Origin of the sequence: Companilactobacillus insicii (assembly GCF_003946015.1) — a bacterium.
GTDB classification, from domain to species: domain Bacteria; phylum Bacillota; class Bacilli; order Lactobacillales; family Lactobacillaceae; genus Companilactobacillus; species Companilactobacillus insicii.
In genome coordinates, this window is the sequence record NZ_RHNU01000050.1 from 1 (window position 1) to 15,269 (window position 15,269).

At 35.8% G+C, this 15,269-nt stretch carries 16 protein-coding genes; 8 read left to right on the forward strand and 8 right to left on the reverse strand.

All coding sequences use genetic code 11. The annotated features are described in order from the left end of the window. The first annotated feature begins 153 nt into the window (after positions 1 to 153). From EKM79_RS11455 to EKM79_RS11465, 3 genes are read left to right on the forward strand one after another with little or no spacing between them, the layout of a single operon-like run. Positions 154 to 2,541, forward strand: coding sequence for an ATP-dependent DNA helicase (locus EKM79_RS11455; protein ID WP_125568931.1), 2,388 nt, complete (start codon positions 154 to 156; stop codon positions 2,539 to 2,541). Beyond that, positions 2,519 to 3,235: a hypothetical protein gene (locus EKM79_RS11460; protein WP_125568933.1), complete on the forward strand. Its 717-nt coding sequence runs from the start codon at positions 2,519 to 2,521 to the stop codon at positions 3,233 to 3,235. Before EKM79_RS11455 ends, EKM79_RS11460 begins: the two co-directional genes overlap by 23 nt. After that, positions 3,232 to 4,152, forward strand: coding sequence for a sce7725 family protein (locus EKM79_RS11465; RefSeq protein ID WP_125568935.1), 921 nt, complete (start codon positions 3,232 to 3,234; stop codon positions 4,150 to 4,152). The genes EKM79_RS11460 and EKM79_RS11465 overlap by 4 nt, the downstream gene beginning before the upstream one ends. Positions 4,153 to 4,182: 30 nt before the next feature. On the opposite strand, the gene nrdF is transcribed toward EKM79_RS11465, so the two are convergent. The 4 genes from nrdF to nrdH are packed head-to-tail and all read right to left on the reverse strand — an operon-like array spanning position 4,183 to position 7,980. Beyond that, positions 4,183 to 5,211 carry a class 1b ribonucleoside-diphosphate reductase subunit beta gene (nrdF, locus tag EKM79_RS11470; RefSeq protein ID WP_125568937.1) on the reverse strand — a complete coding sequence of 343 codons (1,029 nt, stop codon included), beginning with the start codon at positions 5,209 to 5,211 and terminating at the stop codon, positions 4,183 to 4,185. 12 nt (positions 5,212 to 5,223) lie between these two features. Then, on the reverse strand, positions 5,224 to 7,389 hold the full coding sequence (gene nrdE, locus EKM79_RS11475) for a class 1b ribonucleoside-diphosphate reductase subunit alpha (protein ID WP_125568939.1): 2,166 nt from the start codon (positions 7,387 to 7,389) through the stop codon (positions 5,224 to 5,226). Continuing rightward, positions 7,376 to 7,750: a class Ib ribonucleoside-diphosphate reductase assembly flavoprotein NrdI gene (nrdI, locus tag EKM79_RS11480; protein ID WP_125568941.1), complete on the reverse strand. Its 375-nt coding sequence runs from the start codon at positions 7,748 to 7,750 to the stop codon at positions 7,376 to 7,378. The genes nrdE and nrdI overlap by 14 nt, the downstream gene beginning before the upstream one ends. Further along, positions 7,750 to 7,980 carry a glutaredoxin-like protein NrdH gene (nrdH, locus tag EKM79_RS11485; protein WP_125568943.1) on the reverse strand — a complete coding sequence of 77 codons (231 nt, stop codon included), beginning with the start codon at positions 7,978 to 7,980 and terminating at the stop codon, positions 7,750 to 7,752. Before nrdH ends, nrdI begins: the two co-directional genes overlap by 1 nt. Before the next feature lie 286 nt (positions 7,981 to 8,266). Between nrdH and EKM79_RS11490 the strand changes: the two genes are divergently transcribed. Continuing rightward, the gene (locus tag EKM79_RS11490) at positions 8,267 to 8,902 is read left to right on the forward strand and encodes an LVIS_2131 family protein (RefSeq protein WP_125568945.1); all 636 of its coding nucleotides are present in this window, start codon (positions 8,267 to 8,269) and stop codon (positions 8,900 to 8,902) included. A 56-nt stretch (positions 8,903 to 8,958) separates the two neighbouring features. On the opposite strand, the gene EKM79_RS11495 is transcribed toward EKM79_RS11490, so the two are convergent. Then, on the reverse strand, positions 8,959 to 9,162 hold the full coding sequence (locus tag EKM79_RS11495; RefSeq protein WP_125568947.1) for a DUF2187 domain-containing protein: 204 nt from the start codon (positions 9,160 to 9,162) through the stop codon (positions 8,959 to 8,961). An 85-nt stretch (positions 9,163 to 9,247) separates the two neighbouring features. On the opposite strand from EKM79_RS11495, the gene EKM79_RS11500 reads away from it, so the two are divergent. The 4 genes from EKM79_RS11500 (at position 9,248) to EKM79_RS11515 (ending at position 12,445) form a co-directional block, all read left to right on the forward strand. Continuing rightward, a complete protein-coding gene (locus EKM79_RS11500) occupies positions 9,248 to 9,796 on the forward strand; it encodes a guanylate kinase (RefSeq protein WP_125568949.1) in 549 nt (182 codons plus the stop codon). Positions 9,797 to 10,017: 221 nt separating this feature from the next. Then, the gene (locus tag EKM79_RS11505) at positions 10,018 to 10,722 is read left to right on the forward strand and encodes a C40 family peptidase (protein ID WP_246005692.1); all 705 of its coding nucleotides are present in this window, start codon (positions 10,018 to 10,020) and stop codon (positions 10,720 to 10,722) included. A 104-nt stretch (positions 10,723 to 10,826) separates the two neighbouring features. Then, positions 10,827 to 11,489: a ribose-5-phosphate isomerase A gene (locus tag EKM79_RS11510; protein WP_125568951.1), complete on the forward strand. Its 663-nt coding sequence runs from the start codon at positions 10,827 to 10,829 to the stop codon at positions 11,487 to 11,489. Beyond that, entirely contained in the window at positions 11,486 to 12,445 is a 960-nt protein-coding gene (locus tag EKM79_RS11515; RefSeq protein WP_125568953.1) for a quinone oxidoreductase family protein, read from the forward strand. The genes EKM79_RS11510 and EKM79_RS11515 overlap by 4 nt, the downstream gene beginning before the upstream one ends. On the opposite strand, the gene EKM79_RS11520 is transcribed toward EKM79_RS11515, so the two are convergent. The 3 genes from EKM79_RS11520 to EKM79_RS11530 all read right to left on the reverse strand — a co-directional run bounded on the left by EKM79_RS11520 (position 12,438) and on the right by EKM79_RS11530 (position 14,773). Next, positions 12,438 to 12,812, reverse strand: a complete 375-nt coding sequence (locus EKM79_RS11520; protein ID WP_125568955.1) for a nuclear transport factor 2 family protein — start codon at positions 12,810 to 12,812, stop codon at positions 12,438 to 12,440. The genes EKM79_RS11515 and EKM79_RS11520 overlap by 8 nt on opposite strands. A gap of 115 nt (positions 12,813 to 12,927) precedes the next feature. Further along, positions 12,928 to 14,253: an MFS transporter gene (locus EKM79_RS11525; RefSeq protein ID WP_125568957.1), complete on the reverse strand. Its 1,326-nt coding sequence runs from the start codon at positions 14,251 to 14,253 to the stop codon at positions 12,928 to 12,930. A gap of 7 nt (positions 14,254 to 14,260) precedes the next feature. After that, positions 14,261 to 14,773, reverse strand: coding sequence for a DUF1440 domain-containing protein (locus EKM79_RS11530; protein ID WP_125568959.1), 513 nt, complete (start codon positions 14,771 to 14,773; stop codon positions 14,261 to 14,263). Between the last annotated feature and the right edge of the window lie 496 nt (positions 14,774 to 15,269).

A 15,269-nucleotide genomic window follows, 5' to 3' on the forward strand; every position in this document is an offset into this window, starting at 1 on the left:
CCATTTTACAAGGTCTCAGGCTATGAGTCTTCTTTTATATTCTAAAACTGATGTTGCACTTCAATTGTAAATTCGTCGCCATAAAACAGACAAGAGCGAACGTCTGTTTTATAATGTTAATTGATTTGTATTTTGTTCAGAAGGGAGTTCGTTATGGCGACTCGTGTTGGTATTAGACAATTAGTGGAATTTGTCTTGCGAAAAGGTGATTTAGTCGAAAGCAAAGATAGTCAAAATACGGCTCTAGCTGGAGCACGAATTCATAGAAAACTTCAGAGTGGTCGCTCAAGTGACTATGAAAGTGAAGTTTATCTGAAAAAAGTTGTTACGATGAATGACCAAGATTATGTTATTTCTGGAAGAGCTGATGGAGTCGAAACGACTGATAATACATTACTGATTGAAGAAATAAAAACTTCTGATCAAGCATTTGAAGACATTTCGGAAAACACATATGACTTGTATTGGGGACAAGTGAAGGTTTATGGATATTTATTATTAGAGGACAATCCTGATTTTGATGAAGTTACTTTGGAATTGACCTATTTTCAAGTTACTAAAGAAAAAGTAACGCGTACTAAAAAGACTTTTAAACGATCCGAATTAACGAAGTTTTTTAATGATTTAATCAAAGAGTACGAGTATTGGCTAACTTTAAGAGCCGATATGCGACGTGATCGTAATGATTCTATCAAGGATCTGCCATTTCCATTTCCAGAATTTAGGACTGGTCAACATGAGATGGCTGGAGCTGTCTATAAAACTATTAGTTTACAAAAACGATTATTTGTTGAAGCACCTACCGGAACAGGTAAGACTATTTCAACACTATTTCCTGCTATCAAAGCCATGGGTGAAGATAAAATAGAACGACTGTTTTATTTAACCGCTAAACAAAGCACTCGTCACGTGGCTGAAGAAGCGTTGGAAATGATGGCGGGAGATGGACTTAAGATTAAGAGCGTCACTTTAACTGCGAAAGATAAGATACGTTTTCCCGAGGAACAAAACGTTCCGCCGGAAGATAATCCTTATATGGTAGGCTACTATGATCGCTTGAAACCGGCATTAAAGGATCTATTGACGCACGAAAATTTAATAACACGGACTGTAATTGAAGATTATGCTCATAAACATACAATTGATCCATTTGAATTTTCATTAGACACATCTTTATTTTGCGATGTGATTATTTGTGATTACAATTATTTATTTGACCCTTTAGTTTATTTACAGAGATTTTTTACCGAACGAAATTTGGAGAACTTCTTCTTGATTGATGAAGTTCATAACTTAGTCAGTCGCTCACGAGATATGTATTCAGCTGAAATATCTGATGCTTCTATAACGCCGTTATTAAAAAAAACTAAAGTATTTAAAACACAGGCTAGTGAGGATTTGCAAAAAGAATTAAAAAAAGTTCGTCGAGGATTCAAAAAATTATCAGATGAGTTAAAAGAAGAACAACTTACAGAGAAGATGACGCCGGATCCTCCGGAATCACTGTTACGTGTACTACGAAAGTTCACAGATTTTATGACCGACTGGATGGCGCAACAAAAACCATCTGATTTTTTTACTTCAGTACAAGATTTCTTTTTTGATTGCCTGACTTTTGTTAAAATAGGCAATCTTTATGATGACAGTTATCAGACGAGAATTGTAGTTGAAGACAAGCATGTAGTAGTTAAGCAGCTGTGCTTAGATCCAAGTGAATTTTTGGATAAGTCGTTGAATATGGGATCAGGGGCAGTCTTGTTCTCAGCCACGTTATCACCGATGTCTTACTATCAAAATGTCTTGGGTGGTGAAGGTAATAGTTTGGCTTATCAGCTTCCATCACCTTTTCCACCAAAACATCAAGCAATATTGGTTACACAATATATTCGAACAACTTATCGTGAACGTGAGAATAGTGAGTCAGCGATAGTTGCTAGCTTATATACGTTGATAGCCGCAAAAAAAGGTAATTACTTGTTTTTCTTCCCATCATATGGTTATTTACGTCAAATCAAAGAAGCCTTTGAGGCTGTACATCCAGGTATTAAAACTACGACTCAAGATACAGCTATGAATAATGAGGAACGCCAAAACTTTTTGAATCAATTTAAAAAGAACCCGGAAGAAACCTTAGTTGGTTTTTGTGTTCTAGGAGGAATTTTTTCCGAAGGAATTGATTTACGAGGTGATCGATTAATTGGAGTTGCTATTGTGAGTGTTGGTTTGCCTGGATTAAGTCCGGAGAATAATTTGATTCGTGATTACTATGATCAAGAGAATGGCAAGGGGTTTGCTTATGCATATCAATTGCCAGGTATGAATAACGTCTTGCAAGCAGCTGGACGTTTGATTCGTAGTAGTCATGACACAGGGATAATTCTATTATTAGATCAACGCTTCGCTAGTCGACGATATACTGACTTGTTCCCACCACATTGGCAGTATTATCAAAAAATTCGAAGTGTCGATCAATTAGGTGCAACCATCGATAATTTTTGGAGTCAAACGGAGGATAACAATGAAAACAAAACTGACTCGTAATTTAGAAAGCACGCTCTATCAATATTGTTATGAGCAGGGAGCGTATGTAGTAGAGGAAGTATCAATGCCTGATAAGAAGGGAATCGTTGATACTTTAAGTTACCAGCAATTACCTAATGGTGAGATTGAATGGCGTTGTTATGAATTAAAAGTTACTAAGTCGGATTTTCACTCCAAGGCCAAGTTATCGTTCATTGGAAATTACAATTATTTTGTTTTACCACAAAAATTGTATGAAGAGGTAGCTGAAGAAATACCTTCTCATATTGGTGTTATGATCTATCGAGCTTTTGATAAGAAGGCAGTTGATTTGGCTCCCCAAACATTACGTACACCAGGTTTTTTGACGATTGCTAAAAAAGCCCAATATCAAGAGTTGCAAGTTGATGAAAAACCATTAACTGCACATTTTGTAGCGTCGTTATTTCGCGAGGTCGATAAGGCTAAACGGGTAGAAAAAGGGCTACAATTGTATTCTGATGATCAATTATTTAAAGAAATGAAAAAACGAGCTAAAAAGGGTTACGATGTCTACAAACCAAATCACAATGTATATGATCGATTTGTGGAGGATGTTCAAAGCGATGCTGTTACAGCTCTCCAAGAGGAATTGGATGCTAGAAATGCGGAGTATCAAGGGTTAAAACTAAAATTACAAAGTATACAGCAGCCTAATTTGGAGGATAGAATATGATCTATTATCCTTATTTGCGGGGGCGAATGTACGACCTGTTGGCCTTAAGAGAGTTGTGTGAGCATGAGCAATTGGGTTCAAAGATCGTTCCCATTATTGAACCAGTTAGAGATTCCAAGGAGTTACAGCAAACAGTAAATACCTTTTGTGAACATCAACAGCCATTTAGTTTAATTGCTAACCCACAAGTTAGTCTTTATGGATTGAATGGGGATGCTAAGTTACATCCACTACCAGACTTATCAGAAGCTTCATTTTTTCATCCAGGTGCCATTTTAGCTCCAGATTTTAGTAGTGATTTTCTGAAAACAAAAAGCAATCAAACTAGCTTTCTGATTGCTAAGAACTATTCTTTACTGAAAGCATATAAAAATACAAGATTGCTTAAAAAAATCAACGATGTTTTTATTCCAGAAGAAGCACGTTTACATCAAATTGTAGGTGATAAGGCAATTTCTCTGACAGATCCGTTAGCATTTGTTGATCACGTTGCTGACTATGCGTTACTTGATGATGAATATTTTCAACCAGCTAGTTGGTGGCAACAAGTTGATAATTATCATGGCTTTGGGGATTATTCGATGGTTGGTAGTCACTACTTTGATAAAGGAATGCCATCACGAGCAATTGCTATACATATTATTTATGTGACGGCTGATGGTAGTTTGAGAATTCATCATTTCGTTTCAGATAGTAACGAAACTATGGGTGGCCAAAAGAATAAGTTCTTTGAATCGTTGAGTAAATTAGTAGAGTGGGCACCAGCTCATTTGAAGGGATTAAACGACACTCCCGCTTTGCACGAATTGTTAAATTATTATAATCAGACTAAATTTCCAGGCTTAGGCAATGTAAAGAAGTTATCATTAATGCATCATTTTCAGTTGATGAATCGATTGTTAGGTATAAAAAAATAAGGTATCGCCAAGCGGCGATACCTTATTTGCTTACTTCAATTTTTTGATTTTGTTAAATAATTCGCCACCATTATCAGGTGTAGCAGAATCCTTATTCAAACCAATATCATAATCAGAATCTTTCATAGCTTCAACTTGTCCCATCAAGTAACCATTACCAACTTGTGAGAAGAAGTCATGATTAGTTGTTCCAGTTGAAATACCGTTCATAACAATTGGATTAACGTCTTCAGCATTACCATCTGGGAACAATGGAGATTGTCCCAAGTTCATCAGGGCTTTATTAGCGTTATAACGAAGGAAGACCATTACTTCTTCAGTCCAATTTGTTCCCTTGTACAATTCATTAGTGTATTTTTCTTCATTGTCATAAAGTTCATACAACAAATTGTACATCCAATCTTGCATTTTTTCTTGTTCGTCGTCGGATAATTCGTTGAACCCGAGTTGGAACTTATATCCGATATAAGTTCCGTGAACTGATTCGTCACGAATGATCAACTTGATGATTTCGGCAACATTGGCCAATTTGTTATTACCAAGGTAATACAGTGGAGTGTAGAAACCTGAATAGAATAAGAAACTTTCTAAGAAGACACTGGCTACTTTCTTTTGTAACGGTGAACCGTTTTGGTAAATGTTATTGATGATTTCGGCTTTCTTTTGTAAGAATTCATTGTGATCGGTCCAGTCAAAGATCTCTTCGATTTCTTCGGCAGAATTCAAAGTACTAAAGATTGAGGAGTAACTTTTGGCATGAACAGATTCCATGAATTGAATATTATTGAAGACTGCTGTTTCAGCTTGAGTACGAGTATCCTTTAACATAGCTTCGATACCATCTTGTGATTGCAATGTATCAAGCAATGTCAAACCACCGAAGACGTGTCCAACGACAGTTTGTTCAATATCACTAAGAGTTCTCCAGTCGTCCATATCGTTAGATAGTGGAATACGTGTATCTAACCAAAATTGGGAAGTTAGTTTCTCCCAAGTAGCCTTATCGACCACATCTTCAAGTTTGTTCCAGTTCATGGCTTTGTAATACGTGTCAACCATTGTTAAATCCTCCTAAATTGAGCAGCTTTCACATTCGTTGCTTCCGATTTCATCGTTGTTTTCTGTAAATGTACGGACGTAATATAATGACTTGATTCCCTTATAGTAAGCGTAGTTACGTAGAATACTTAGATCACGTGTCGTTTGCTTAGGTTCTGTCTTCCATTCATAAATTCCTTCAGGGATGACCGAGCGGACGAATAGCGTCAAACTCATTCCTTGATCAACGAACCTTTGTGCAGAAGCATAAATATCAATTACTTTACGCATATCAGTATCATAAGCTGACTTGTAATAACCAATTGTATCATTACTTAATAGTGGAGCTGGGAAGTATAATTTACCATTCTTCTTCTCTTGACGTTCTTCAACTAGGCGAGTGATTGGTTGTAAACTGGCACTAGTATTGTTGACGTATGAGATTGAACCATTTGGAGCAACCGCTAGACGATAGGCGTTATATAAACCGTCGCGTTGAACGTTTGCCTTTAAGTTAGCCCAGTCATTTTGATCAGGGATTTGGATACCCTTGAATAGCTCTTTAACTAAGTCTGATTTAGGTGCAAAGCTTTCTTTTAAATATTTATCGAAATATGATCCGTCAGCATAGGCTGATTTTTCGAAATTAGCAAAGGTTTCCTTGCGTTCTTTGGCAATATTGTTACTTTCAACTAATGTCCAATAGTTAAGAAGCATGAAGTAAACACCGATAAATTCGATAGATTCTGGAGAACCATATTCGATATGGTGTTTAGCTAAGTATGTGTGTAGTCCCATGGCACCAAGACCAACAGAATGGCTCATTTTATTACCGTGAGCAACTGAAGGAACAGCAGTGATATTTGAAGCATCACTGACAAATGTCAAAGCACGGAGCATTGAACGAATCGACTTACCAAAGTCAGGACTTTCCATCATGTTCAAAATATTTGTTGAACCAAGATTACAACTAACATCAGTACCAAGTTTTGTATATTCTTGAGCATCATTTAATTCTGAAGGAACTTGTACCTGTTGGATCTCTGTACATAAGTTACTCATGATGACTTTACCATCAATAGGATTGTCACGGTTAACTGTATCGATATTTAGAATATATGGATAACCAGATTCTTGTTGCAATTTACTAATTTCGTCTTCAAGTTCACGAGCTTTTATTTTATATTTTTTAATTCGATCGTCAGCAACCATCTTGTCATACTCTTTTGTGATATCAACGTATGAGAATGGAACACCGTAAACACGTTCAACTGAATAAGGGCTGAATAAATACATATCTGAATCATTTCTAATTAGTTCGTAGTACTTATCAGGTACTATAACACCAAGTGAAAGAGTCTTAACACGAACTTTTTCATCAGCGTTTTCTTTTTTAGCGGATAAAAAGTCAATAATATCCGGATGGAAGACGTTTAAGTAAACGGCTCCGGCACCTTGACGTTGACCTAGTTGATTACTGTAACTGAAACTGTCCTCTAACAACTTCATAACTGGCAAAACACCAGATGATGAATTATCGATTCCCTTAATAGGTGAACCTGATTCACGAAGATTTGATAGAGTAATACCGACACCACCACCAATACGTGATAGTTGAAGTGCAGAATTAATTGTACGACCGATACTATTCATGTCATCTGTTACTTGTAATAAGAAACAAGAGACATATTCGCCACGGCGTTTTCTACCAGCATTTAAGAAAGAAGGTGTAGCGGGTTGATAGCGTTGCATGATCATCTCGTTAGCTAAAGTTGTAGCTTGTTCTTGATCACCGTGTGCGAAAAGTAAGGCGTTAAAAAGGATTCGCATTTCGTAGTTTTCTAGATACATATCGCCATCATTGGTTTTGATAACGTATTGATTGAAAAACTTATATGCAGCCATAAATGACTTGAATTGGAAATTTTTATTTAGTAATGATTTGTAAAGTTTGTCGATGAATTCAAATGGATATTCAGCGATAACTTCTTTTTCTATATAATCATTGTCGATCAAGTAGTCAATGTGTTCTTTAAATGAATCGAACTTCATAGTATTTGGCTCGACATTTTCGGCGAAGAAGGCTTTGACAGCTTCTTGATCCTTGTTCAACGGAATTTTACCGTCAACAGGAATATTGATTTCATTATTTAGCTTGAAGTAACTTACTTTATTTACATCTAGATTATTTAGTCCCAAAGTTATTCACTACTTTCTTGAAGTTTTCTACGTCTTTATTAGTACCATTGAATTCAAATTCGAATACCACTGGAACTTCCAGTCCATGGGCAATATCTCTTGCCGTGTGGTTGTACAAAGAATTGAAATTTCGATTCCCACCACCGGCTAGACCCACACAATTTGTGGCATTGTCCTTATATTGTAGGAAATCAACGACTGGATCCATCATATCATCGTCGTATGCCGGAACGATGAGAATAAAAGACCGACCCATTTCGTGAAAAGGATCGGCGTCAGATATTTCATATCCATTTAGACCGGTCTTATTGACGAAGCGCCGTGTTTGGCCGGTAATTGAGTAATAGGCTATGTCGACCATTAGTTAGCTAGTTCTTTCAGGCTATCTGGACGGAAACCGACTATTGGGTCACTATTTGCGGGCATAACTACGGGCACACTTTGGAAGCCTTGTTCTTTTAGCATATCAAGGTATTTTGGTTCTTGATTGATATTGTGTTCTTCAAAGTTAATGTTATGTTCTTTTAAGTATCTCTTTGTCATTTTGCATTGCATGCAGTTGTTTTTGCTATATACGATTACGCTGTTCATAATAATTCGCTCCCTCGAAATGTGATTCATTCACTAGTATAAAACATTCAATATACCAATACTAGTAATTATTCTTGTGAAAATACTATATATTGTGTTTTATTTTAATTGGTATACATCATAGTGTGGCTATAAAGACTGTTCTAGCGGTTATTGTCTAAAGAATAGTGTTTTGATTTTTATTATATTTGGTTCTTTCGTGGTAAAATTACCGTAATGACTATTATATGTTTTTCAGTTAAAATTACAAATGTTGAAAGGCAATAATTTTAGTAGGGAGAAGATTATGAGTTCTTGGAATTTTGTGGGAATAATCGCTTGGATCATAGTTATTGCACTGTTGATCTTCGTGGTATTTAATATTAGAAATCGCCATTTAAAAATATTAGTTGTCCAAAAAGATGGTATAACTTGGAAGACGATCTTAGTAGATTTGTTGGAAATTATTGTAGTCATCTTTGCGGTAAGTGCAATGCTATATGTAACCTTGTTCTCAAGAGTGGACTTGAAGGACAAGAATGATATTGCAATGACTTATAAGTACGAACCAATGATTGTACAAACTACTAATGATGGTCAGGGTTATTATGTAAAGATCGACAAAAAAGATAGGCACAGTGACAACGATGTTTATCAATATTGGGTAAACAATTCTACTTATACAGTGTCGAGTCACAATGCGACTATTTCTGATGCAACATTGCCATTCAATGTATCAGGGATGCGTATGAATTGGCCAATGGATAAGATTAAGAAGATGGATTCTAAGTATCAATATGCCTATGTAATTACAGCACAAGCCAAATATAAGAATAATTTTGTGAATGGCTTGGGACTTAAAGCAGGTCGTTTTGCAGTTGAATACCGTGTATTAAGAGTGCCCGCTCGTTCATTTATTGATGTAGAAGCACAAAAAGAATAGTAAATAAAAAATGGAGCTATGACATAATTGCCATAGCTCCATTTAGCTTTTAAATTTTACTTTTTGATTTTTTTGATACTTACAACGATTTTGTTATTTAATTCCATTTTGTTGGTATCATCTTTAGGATCATTTTTTACAATTTCCATTAAAGCTGAGTGTTCGTAGACCTTTTCAACTTTACCTTCGAATGGATAATCCATATCTTCATCCACCTTGCACTTGTAAACTTCTCCAACCTTTAAATCTTCTATTTTCATATGTATAAATCTCCTAGGATTTTTTACTTAACAGACTAGTATAATAATATAGTAGAAGAAATAATTCAAATAAATAGGATACATTATGAACAAAAAAATTATTGTAATTACCGGCGCTAGTGGCACTGGTAAGACAACCATCAGTCAATATTTGAAAAGTAAATATAATATTCCTCCGGTTTTAACGCACACAACTCGTGCCCCGCGTGCAGGTGAAAAGGATGGTGTTGATTACCATTTTGAAACGGATGAAACATTTTCTGAAAATCATTACTTAGAGCAAGTAGAATACTCAGGCTTTCATTATGGATCATCTGAAGAGAGTCTCAATCAGACTTGGAAAAGGGTCGATATTGCTAGTATTGTCGTCGATACCGCTGGTGCTATTTCCTATAAGAGAAAATATAAAGATGCGGCCGTTGTTATATTCTTGGAAGTTGATCTTGAAACAGTGGCACATAGATTACACGAACGAGGCGATGATTCTGATCGCTTAAATAGACGAATTAATAGTGAGGAATTTAAGCGAGATCTTAAAATTCCGGATGAATTAAGGGGTAAATCCTGCGAAATTGTTAACAAAGATATCAAAATAACCGAGGAAAAGGTCGATAAAGTCATAAATGACCTCTAATTCAAGTAATTTGATTATTCACAAAAAGGCTACCAATGCCTATCTAATAGCATTGGTAGCCTTTTTATTTTGTGAAATAGAAAGTGTAACATTCTTATACAATTACTGTAACAATTCTGCAACATTCAGAGTGTATTATAGTCATCGTTGAGTGATAAGAAAATAATATTTAAGAAAATTTAAACAATTAAAAAAACAAACCATTACGGGGGATTTCAATTTTGAATACTAAAGTTAAAAAAAGTCTAGTTACATTTACAGCAGCCGCATCATTAGCAGTTACAGGATTAGGTGTTTCAAACGCCGCAACTACAGTTAAGGCTGATACAGCAACACCTGTTGCCGTTCGTACAAACAATATGGCAATTCTTTATTCTACTGCTTCATCAGATGCTAAGACAACTGGTCGTGCACTTGCTGCAAATACTGACTGGTCTGTTGGTAAGTCAGCTACAGATGCTTCAGGTAACACATTCTATTACGTAGGTAAGAACGAATGGGTTAAAGCTACAGACGTTACTGACACAGCAACACTTACACAAGCAGCTACAGAAGATTCATCACAATCACAATCTGATGCTGTTATCAATACTGCTAAAAAATATTTAGGTACACCTTATGTATGGGGTGGTAAGACACCTTCAGGTTTTGACTGCTCAGGTTTCACATCATACGTATACCAAGAAGCAACTGGTAAGAGTATCGGTGGATACACAGTAGCTCAAGAATCAGCTGGTACAACAGAAGCTGTATCACAAGCTTCAGCCGGAGATCTATTATTCTGGGGTGGCCAAGGTTCTTCATATCACGTAGCTATCTACCTAGGCAACAACCAATACATTGCTGCACCACAACCAGGCGAATCAGTTAAGATTTCAACTATCTCAGGTTACTTCATGCCTTCATTCGCTGTTAAGGTTCTATAATACAAATTCAAAATTAAAATCGATCGCTTAGACTGCCTGAGGGCAGTCTTTTTTTGTATATTCTGATAGTATTAGAATGAAATTAAACTTTAGTGAGGCTCATTATGGAAAAATTAATTGAAGAAGCACTTAATCTGATTAAGCCAAAAATGACAGTTAGTTTTGGTGGTGGAAGTAATGTCGGTAGACTAATAAAAGAAGTGGCACATAAAAATATTGATATCACAATTTGTACACCATCAGAAGTTACGAAGAAGTCGTGTCAAAATTTAGGCCTTTCAGTGATCGATTTAGCTCAAGTCACACATATTGATCTGGGATTTGATGGTTGTGATAGTTTAGATGAGAACTTGAATGTCTTAAAAAGTAATGGTGGAATTCATACGTTTGAAAAAATTTATGCGCAGTTAGCTGATAACTATGTGATCCTAGCTCCAAAAGCACGTTTGAGAGAAAAATTGAATCCTGAAGTATTTTTGAGCTTAGAGGTTATTGAAGCTGCGGTTCCACAAGTGTGTTCTTTGGTCACAAAATTGGGTGGTAAAGCTGATGTGCGGCAATCAAATGATATCGCTGGTATGGTGAGAACTAGACTAGGTAATGGTTTGGTTGATTGTACATTTGATAATTGGGATAACATTGAAAAGATAAATCAACAATTAAGTGAATTTAATGGTGTAGTGGGAACTTCATATTTTCATGATCTAGTCACATTGGCACTGTTATCAGATGGTAATCAAGTTATTATTAAAGGAAGTTTAAAATGAAAGCAGCATATATAGATAGAACTGGCGCGTACAATGAAATAAAAATCGGCGAGTTACCAACACCAAAGATAAAAGATAATGAGATTCTGGTAAGGATAGATTATACATCGGTCAATCACGTTGATACCTTTGTCCGTGCAGGTGGATTTGAAACAAATATGAAATTTCCATTTGTTATTGGTCGAGATGCAATTGGCACGGTTGAACAAGTTGGTTCTGCAGTTAACAAGTTCAAAATTGGAGATTATATCTGGACGAATAGTATGGGATATGATGGTCGTAATGGTGTAACAAGTGAATTAGCATCAATACCGGAATCACGTGCATTTAAGGCACCTGATGTTGACAAAATCAAGTTGATTGCGACGCTTCATTCATCTGCGACTGCTGCGATAGTCTTAAACGATATTTTTGAAGTAAAACATAATAAAAATATTTTGATTGAAGGTGCTGCGGGTCATGTTGGAACTAAGTTAGTACAACTTAGTAAACTATCAGGTTTGAATGTTACTACGACTAGTAATTCCAAAGATTTTGAACGATTAAAGAAGTTAGGTAGTGGTCAAACAATCGATTATCATACTGATATTTCTGAAGTTCCTGGAATGTTTGACTATATAATAGATACTTCTGGGAAGGTCAGTCTTAACAAAAGCCTCAAAAAGCTTAATCTTTATGGACAAGTAGTCTTAATTACTTCTCCAAGTGATAATCAATTTAAGTTTGATGTCAAAGAATTTTATACTAGTTCGAAATCTATAAAGGGGTTTGTTATCAGTCACGCTAAATTAGAGCAAATACAAAAAGCCAGTAGGGTATTAAACTACTGGCTTGATCGTGGATATTTATTGGATGATGATTATGAGATATTGCCACTTGAAGACGCCTCTAAAGCACATATGATGCTTGAAAAAGGAACCGATGGTGGTAAACGTCTGGTATTAAAAGTTAAGTAATTTCAATCAATAATGAGCAAATTTTACCGTCATCATCGAAACGGTAGTAGTCGAATCCATGTAATGCAAAAATAGAGCCATCGCTCTTAAGGCCTGCGACTGACCACTCTGTTTGATAGTAATTTTCGATAGTTTGCGTGTTAAAGATATGCTTTAATTTTTTATTACGGTTAAAGAAGGATTTGAAGAATGCGGCTGCTTCTTCTTTATTAGTGGCTGTTTCATTGCAACCGGAACGAATTGCGACATTGTCAGAGAATAAGTCAATTATATCGTTGACCGCTTGTTCATCGTCCGAAGCAAAGTCGGCAAGTTCAAAATATTTTTTGATTGTTTCTTTATTTTTATCCATAGTCTTATTCATCATAATAATAGACACCTTCTTACACTAGTTTGAGGCTAAGTATAATCAGATTCTGTGAAAAAGCTAACAAAAATCCTCGAGAAAATATTATTTTTTCTCGAGGATTTTTATAATTATATTAATTAGTAATTTCTTTTATTTTATCTTGAATTTTGTTCTCATTATAGGCCAATAATATCAAAAACATTATGACATAAAGTGCTAATGGGATGATTGCAAAATTCAGATTTATAGCTGAAATTGTTGTGGCTGATTGCGGTTTGTTGGAAACATATCCAGTTAGCTGTAAGGATTCGGCTGTTACCAAACCACCCAATCCTAATCCTAGATTAACTCCAAAGTCGTCAGTAGAAGCTAGAACACCTTCAGCCTGAATTCCCATAGCTGTACCATAGCGAATTGTGTCGGCAATCATAATTGATACTAATCCAATTATGAATCCGTTACCTATGGAGTTTACAAAAATACCTACAAATAAGATTGGCATGTTTTCTGTATATGCAGCAATGGTGATGATCAATTGGCCAATGAATGCTGTGGCGATACCGGACAGCATTGTATGCTTTTTACCAATTTTTCCAGAGACATAATAAATCGAAACGACTCCAATCAAAGCTGTTAGAGTAAAGCTATTCGCAAGCGAAACCATGCCTTCATTTTTCAGAACGTACTTGAAGTAATAAATAATAGTTTGATTTTTGATGGCTGTAGTCATCCAGTATAGGAAGATAACAATTGAAATAACCATCCAAGGCTTGTTTTGCTTCATCATATTCCAAACTTCTGACAGTGGTTGGTGATTGATCTCGTCATTAGTGTAACGTTCACGAACGTGGAAGAATGTATTGAGAATTAAGATCAATGATATTAATCCAAATAGAGCAATTGTCAGTAGGAATCCTTTTTGCTGATCACCTTTGCCAAAGAATGCTACTAAAGGAATGGTGAAAGTTGCAACGATAATCTGAACGGAACTACCAAAGAACTGTCTTATTACACCTAATAAGGTAGTTTCTTTTTCGTTCTCTGTCATAGTTGGCAGGATAGAAGTGATTGGCAAGTTAACGGCAGTGTAAAAGAAGCCTAATCCTAGATAAGTTACATATGCCCAAATTAATTTGCCAGAATGTGGCAAGAAGCCTGGAGTTACGAATGTCAAAATGGCGAAAACGACATATGGAAATGAGAACCATAGGAAGAATGGACGACTCTTTCCCCATTTAGAATGAGTATGGTCGATCATTACACCAATAAGCAGACTTTCAAAGACATCAGCTGTACGTGCGACTACGAATAGAATAGCGACTTCGTTAGGAGTTAAGCCAAAAACATCAGTGTAGAAGAAGAGCAGATACATTGTCATCATTTGAAAGACAAGATTATCCGCCGCATCGCTTAATCCGTAGCTAAGACGCTCTGGTATAGATGTTACCCATTTGTTCATATAGCGCCTACTTTTGTGCGGTTAGGCGACGGTATATTTCTGCTCCGACAACATCGTTAGTCCACATCCAAGCGATGTGACCGAGTGCCTCAGATATGTGTTCTTCGGTTGGTTGATCAGAAGGTGATGGCACTGTCTTCATCATTGGCATGATTCCAATGTGAAAGGCGACCCAAATGGCAAGTCCAAAGATGGAACCAGCACCTACTCTAATATAAGGTTTGTATTGAGCTAGTACTTCGTAAATAATGGCGAATGAAGTTGAGAAGCCAAAGTGCATTAAATAGCTGACCCAAGGCAGTTTTTCACCAGAATAAGTATAAGTAGCGTGAGTGATTTTTTCAGGTATACCGAATTGCTGTAGTAATTTTTGTGGTGGGTTAGTAGAATTACGTTCAGCAGTTCTTGGTGGTAAGATATTTTCCCATCCCAATTTAACTAGTCCAGAAACAACCCCAGCTGCAGTACCGGCAATAATAGCAGCTTTAAGATTGTGTTTTTGCTCATGTGATAATTTCATAATGTGTTAATCCCCCTTGAGTCATATTTTCTTCATTATAAAACAAGATTCTTGATAACTCAGGTGATAGGTCCTGGCTATTCATAATTTCTTCATACTTTAGTACTGATTTATTCGTAGTTTCCTAGTTATTTATTCATAATAAGACGTTATTATTTAAGCATAGTCAAAAAGAAATAAAGAGGTGACAGGATGGACCGAAAACTTTAGTATTAAGTTACAACCCCGTATAAATATTTTCTTAAAAACTCACAATTACACAAAAATAGATAAAACCCTTTTAAATTTTATTTAATCCCCCCTTAATTAAATAAAATCCCCCTATATAAAAAACATATACACATAAAAATATATTTCCCCCCTGATATATATTTTTAAACTAAAAGAGTCTGGGACAAAACTAATATCTCAGATAATACTTAGTAGAAATAACTGATATACGGTTATTTCTACTATTTTTTTGCCATTCTAAATGGAATTGGTGGGGTATTTTCGC

Bases quoted from the DNA above. Each gene is read 5' to 3' on its own strand.
- EKM79_RS11455 (WP_125568931.1), top strand. From the start codon at position 154: ATGGCGACTCGTGTTGGTATTAGACAATTAGTGGAATTTGTCTTGCGA.
- EKM79_RS11460 (WP_125568933.1), top strand. From the start codon at position 2,519: ATGAAAACAAAACTGACTCGTAATTTAGAAAGCACGCTCTATCAATAT.
- EKM79_RS11465 (WP_125568935.1), top strand. From the start codon at position 3,232: ATGATCTATTATCCTTATTTGCGGGGGCGAATGTACGACCTGTTGGCC.
- nrdF (WP_125568937.1), bottom strand. From the start codon at position 5,211: ATGGTTGACACGTATTACAAAGCCATGAACTGGAACAAACTTGAAGAT.
- nrdI (WP_125568941.1), bottom strand. From the start codon at position 7,750: ATGGTCGACATAGCCTATTACTCAATTACCGGCCAAACACGGCGCTTC.
- nrdH (WP_125568943.1), bottom strand. From the start codon at position 7,980: ATGAACAGCGTAATCGTATATAGCAAAAACAACTGCATGCAATGCAAA.
- EKM79_RS11490 (WP_125568945.1), top strand. From the start codon at position 8,267: ATGAGTTCTTGGAATTTTGTGGGAATAATCGCTTGGATCATAGTTATT.
- EKM79_RS11495 (WP_125568947.1), bottom strand. From the start codon at position 9,162: ATGAAAATAGAAGATTTAAAGGTTGGAGAAGTTTACAAGTGCAAGGTG.
- EKM79_RS11500 (WP_125568949.1), top strand. From the start codon at position 9,248: ATGAACAAAAAAATTATTGTAATTACCGGCGCTAGTGGCACTGGTAAG.
- EKM79_RS11510 (WP_125568951.1), top strand. From the start codon at position 10,827: ATGGAAAAATTAATTGAAGAAGCACTTAATCTGATTAAGCCAAAAATG.
- EKM79_RS11515 (WP_125568953.1), top strand. From the start codon at position 11,486: ATGAAAGCAGCATATATAGATAGAACTGGCGCGTACAATGAAATAAAA.
- EKM79_RS11520 (WP_125568955.1), bottom strand. From the start codon at position 12,812: ATGATGAATAAGACTATGGATAAAAATAAAGAAACAATCAAAAAATAT.
- EKM79_RS11525 (WP_125568957.1), bottom strand. From the start codon at position 14,253: ATGAACAAATGGGTAACATCTATACCAGAGCGTCTTAGCTACGGATTA.
- EKM79_RS11530 (WP_125568959.1), bottom strand. From the start codon at position 14,773: ATGAAATTATCACATGAGCAAAAACACAATCTTAAAGCTGCTATTATT.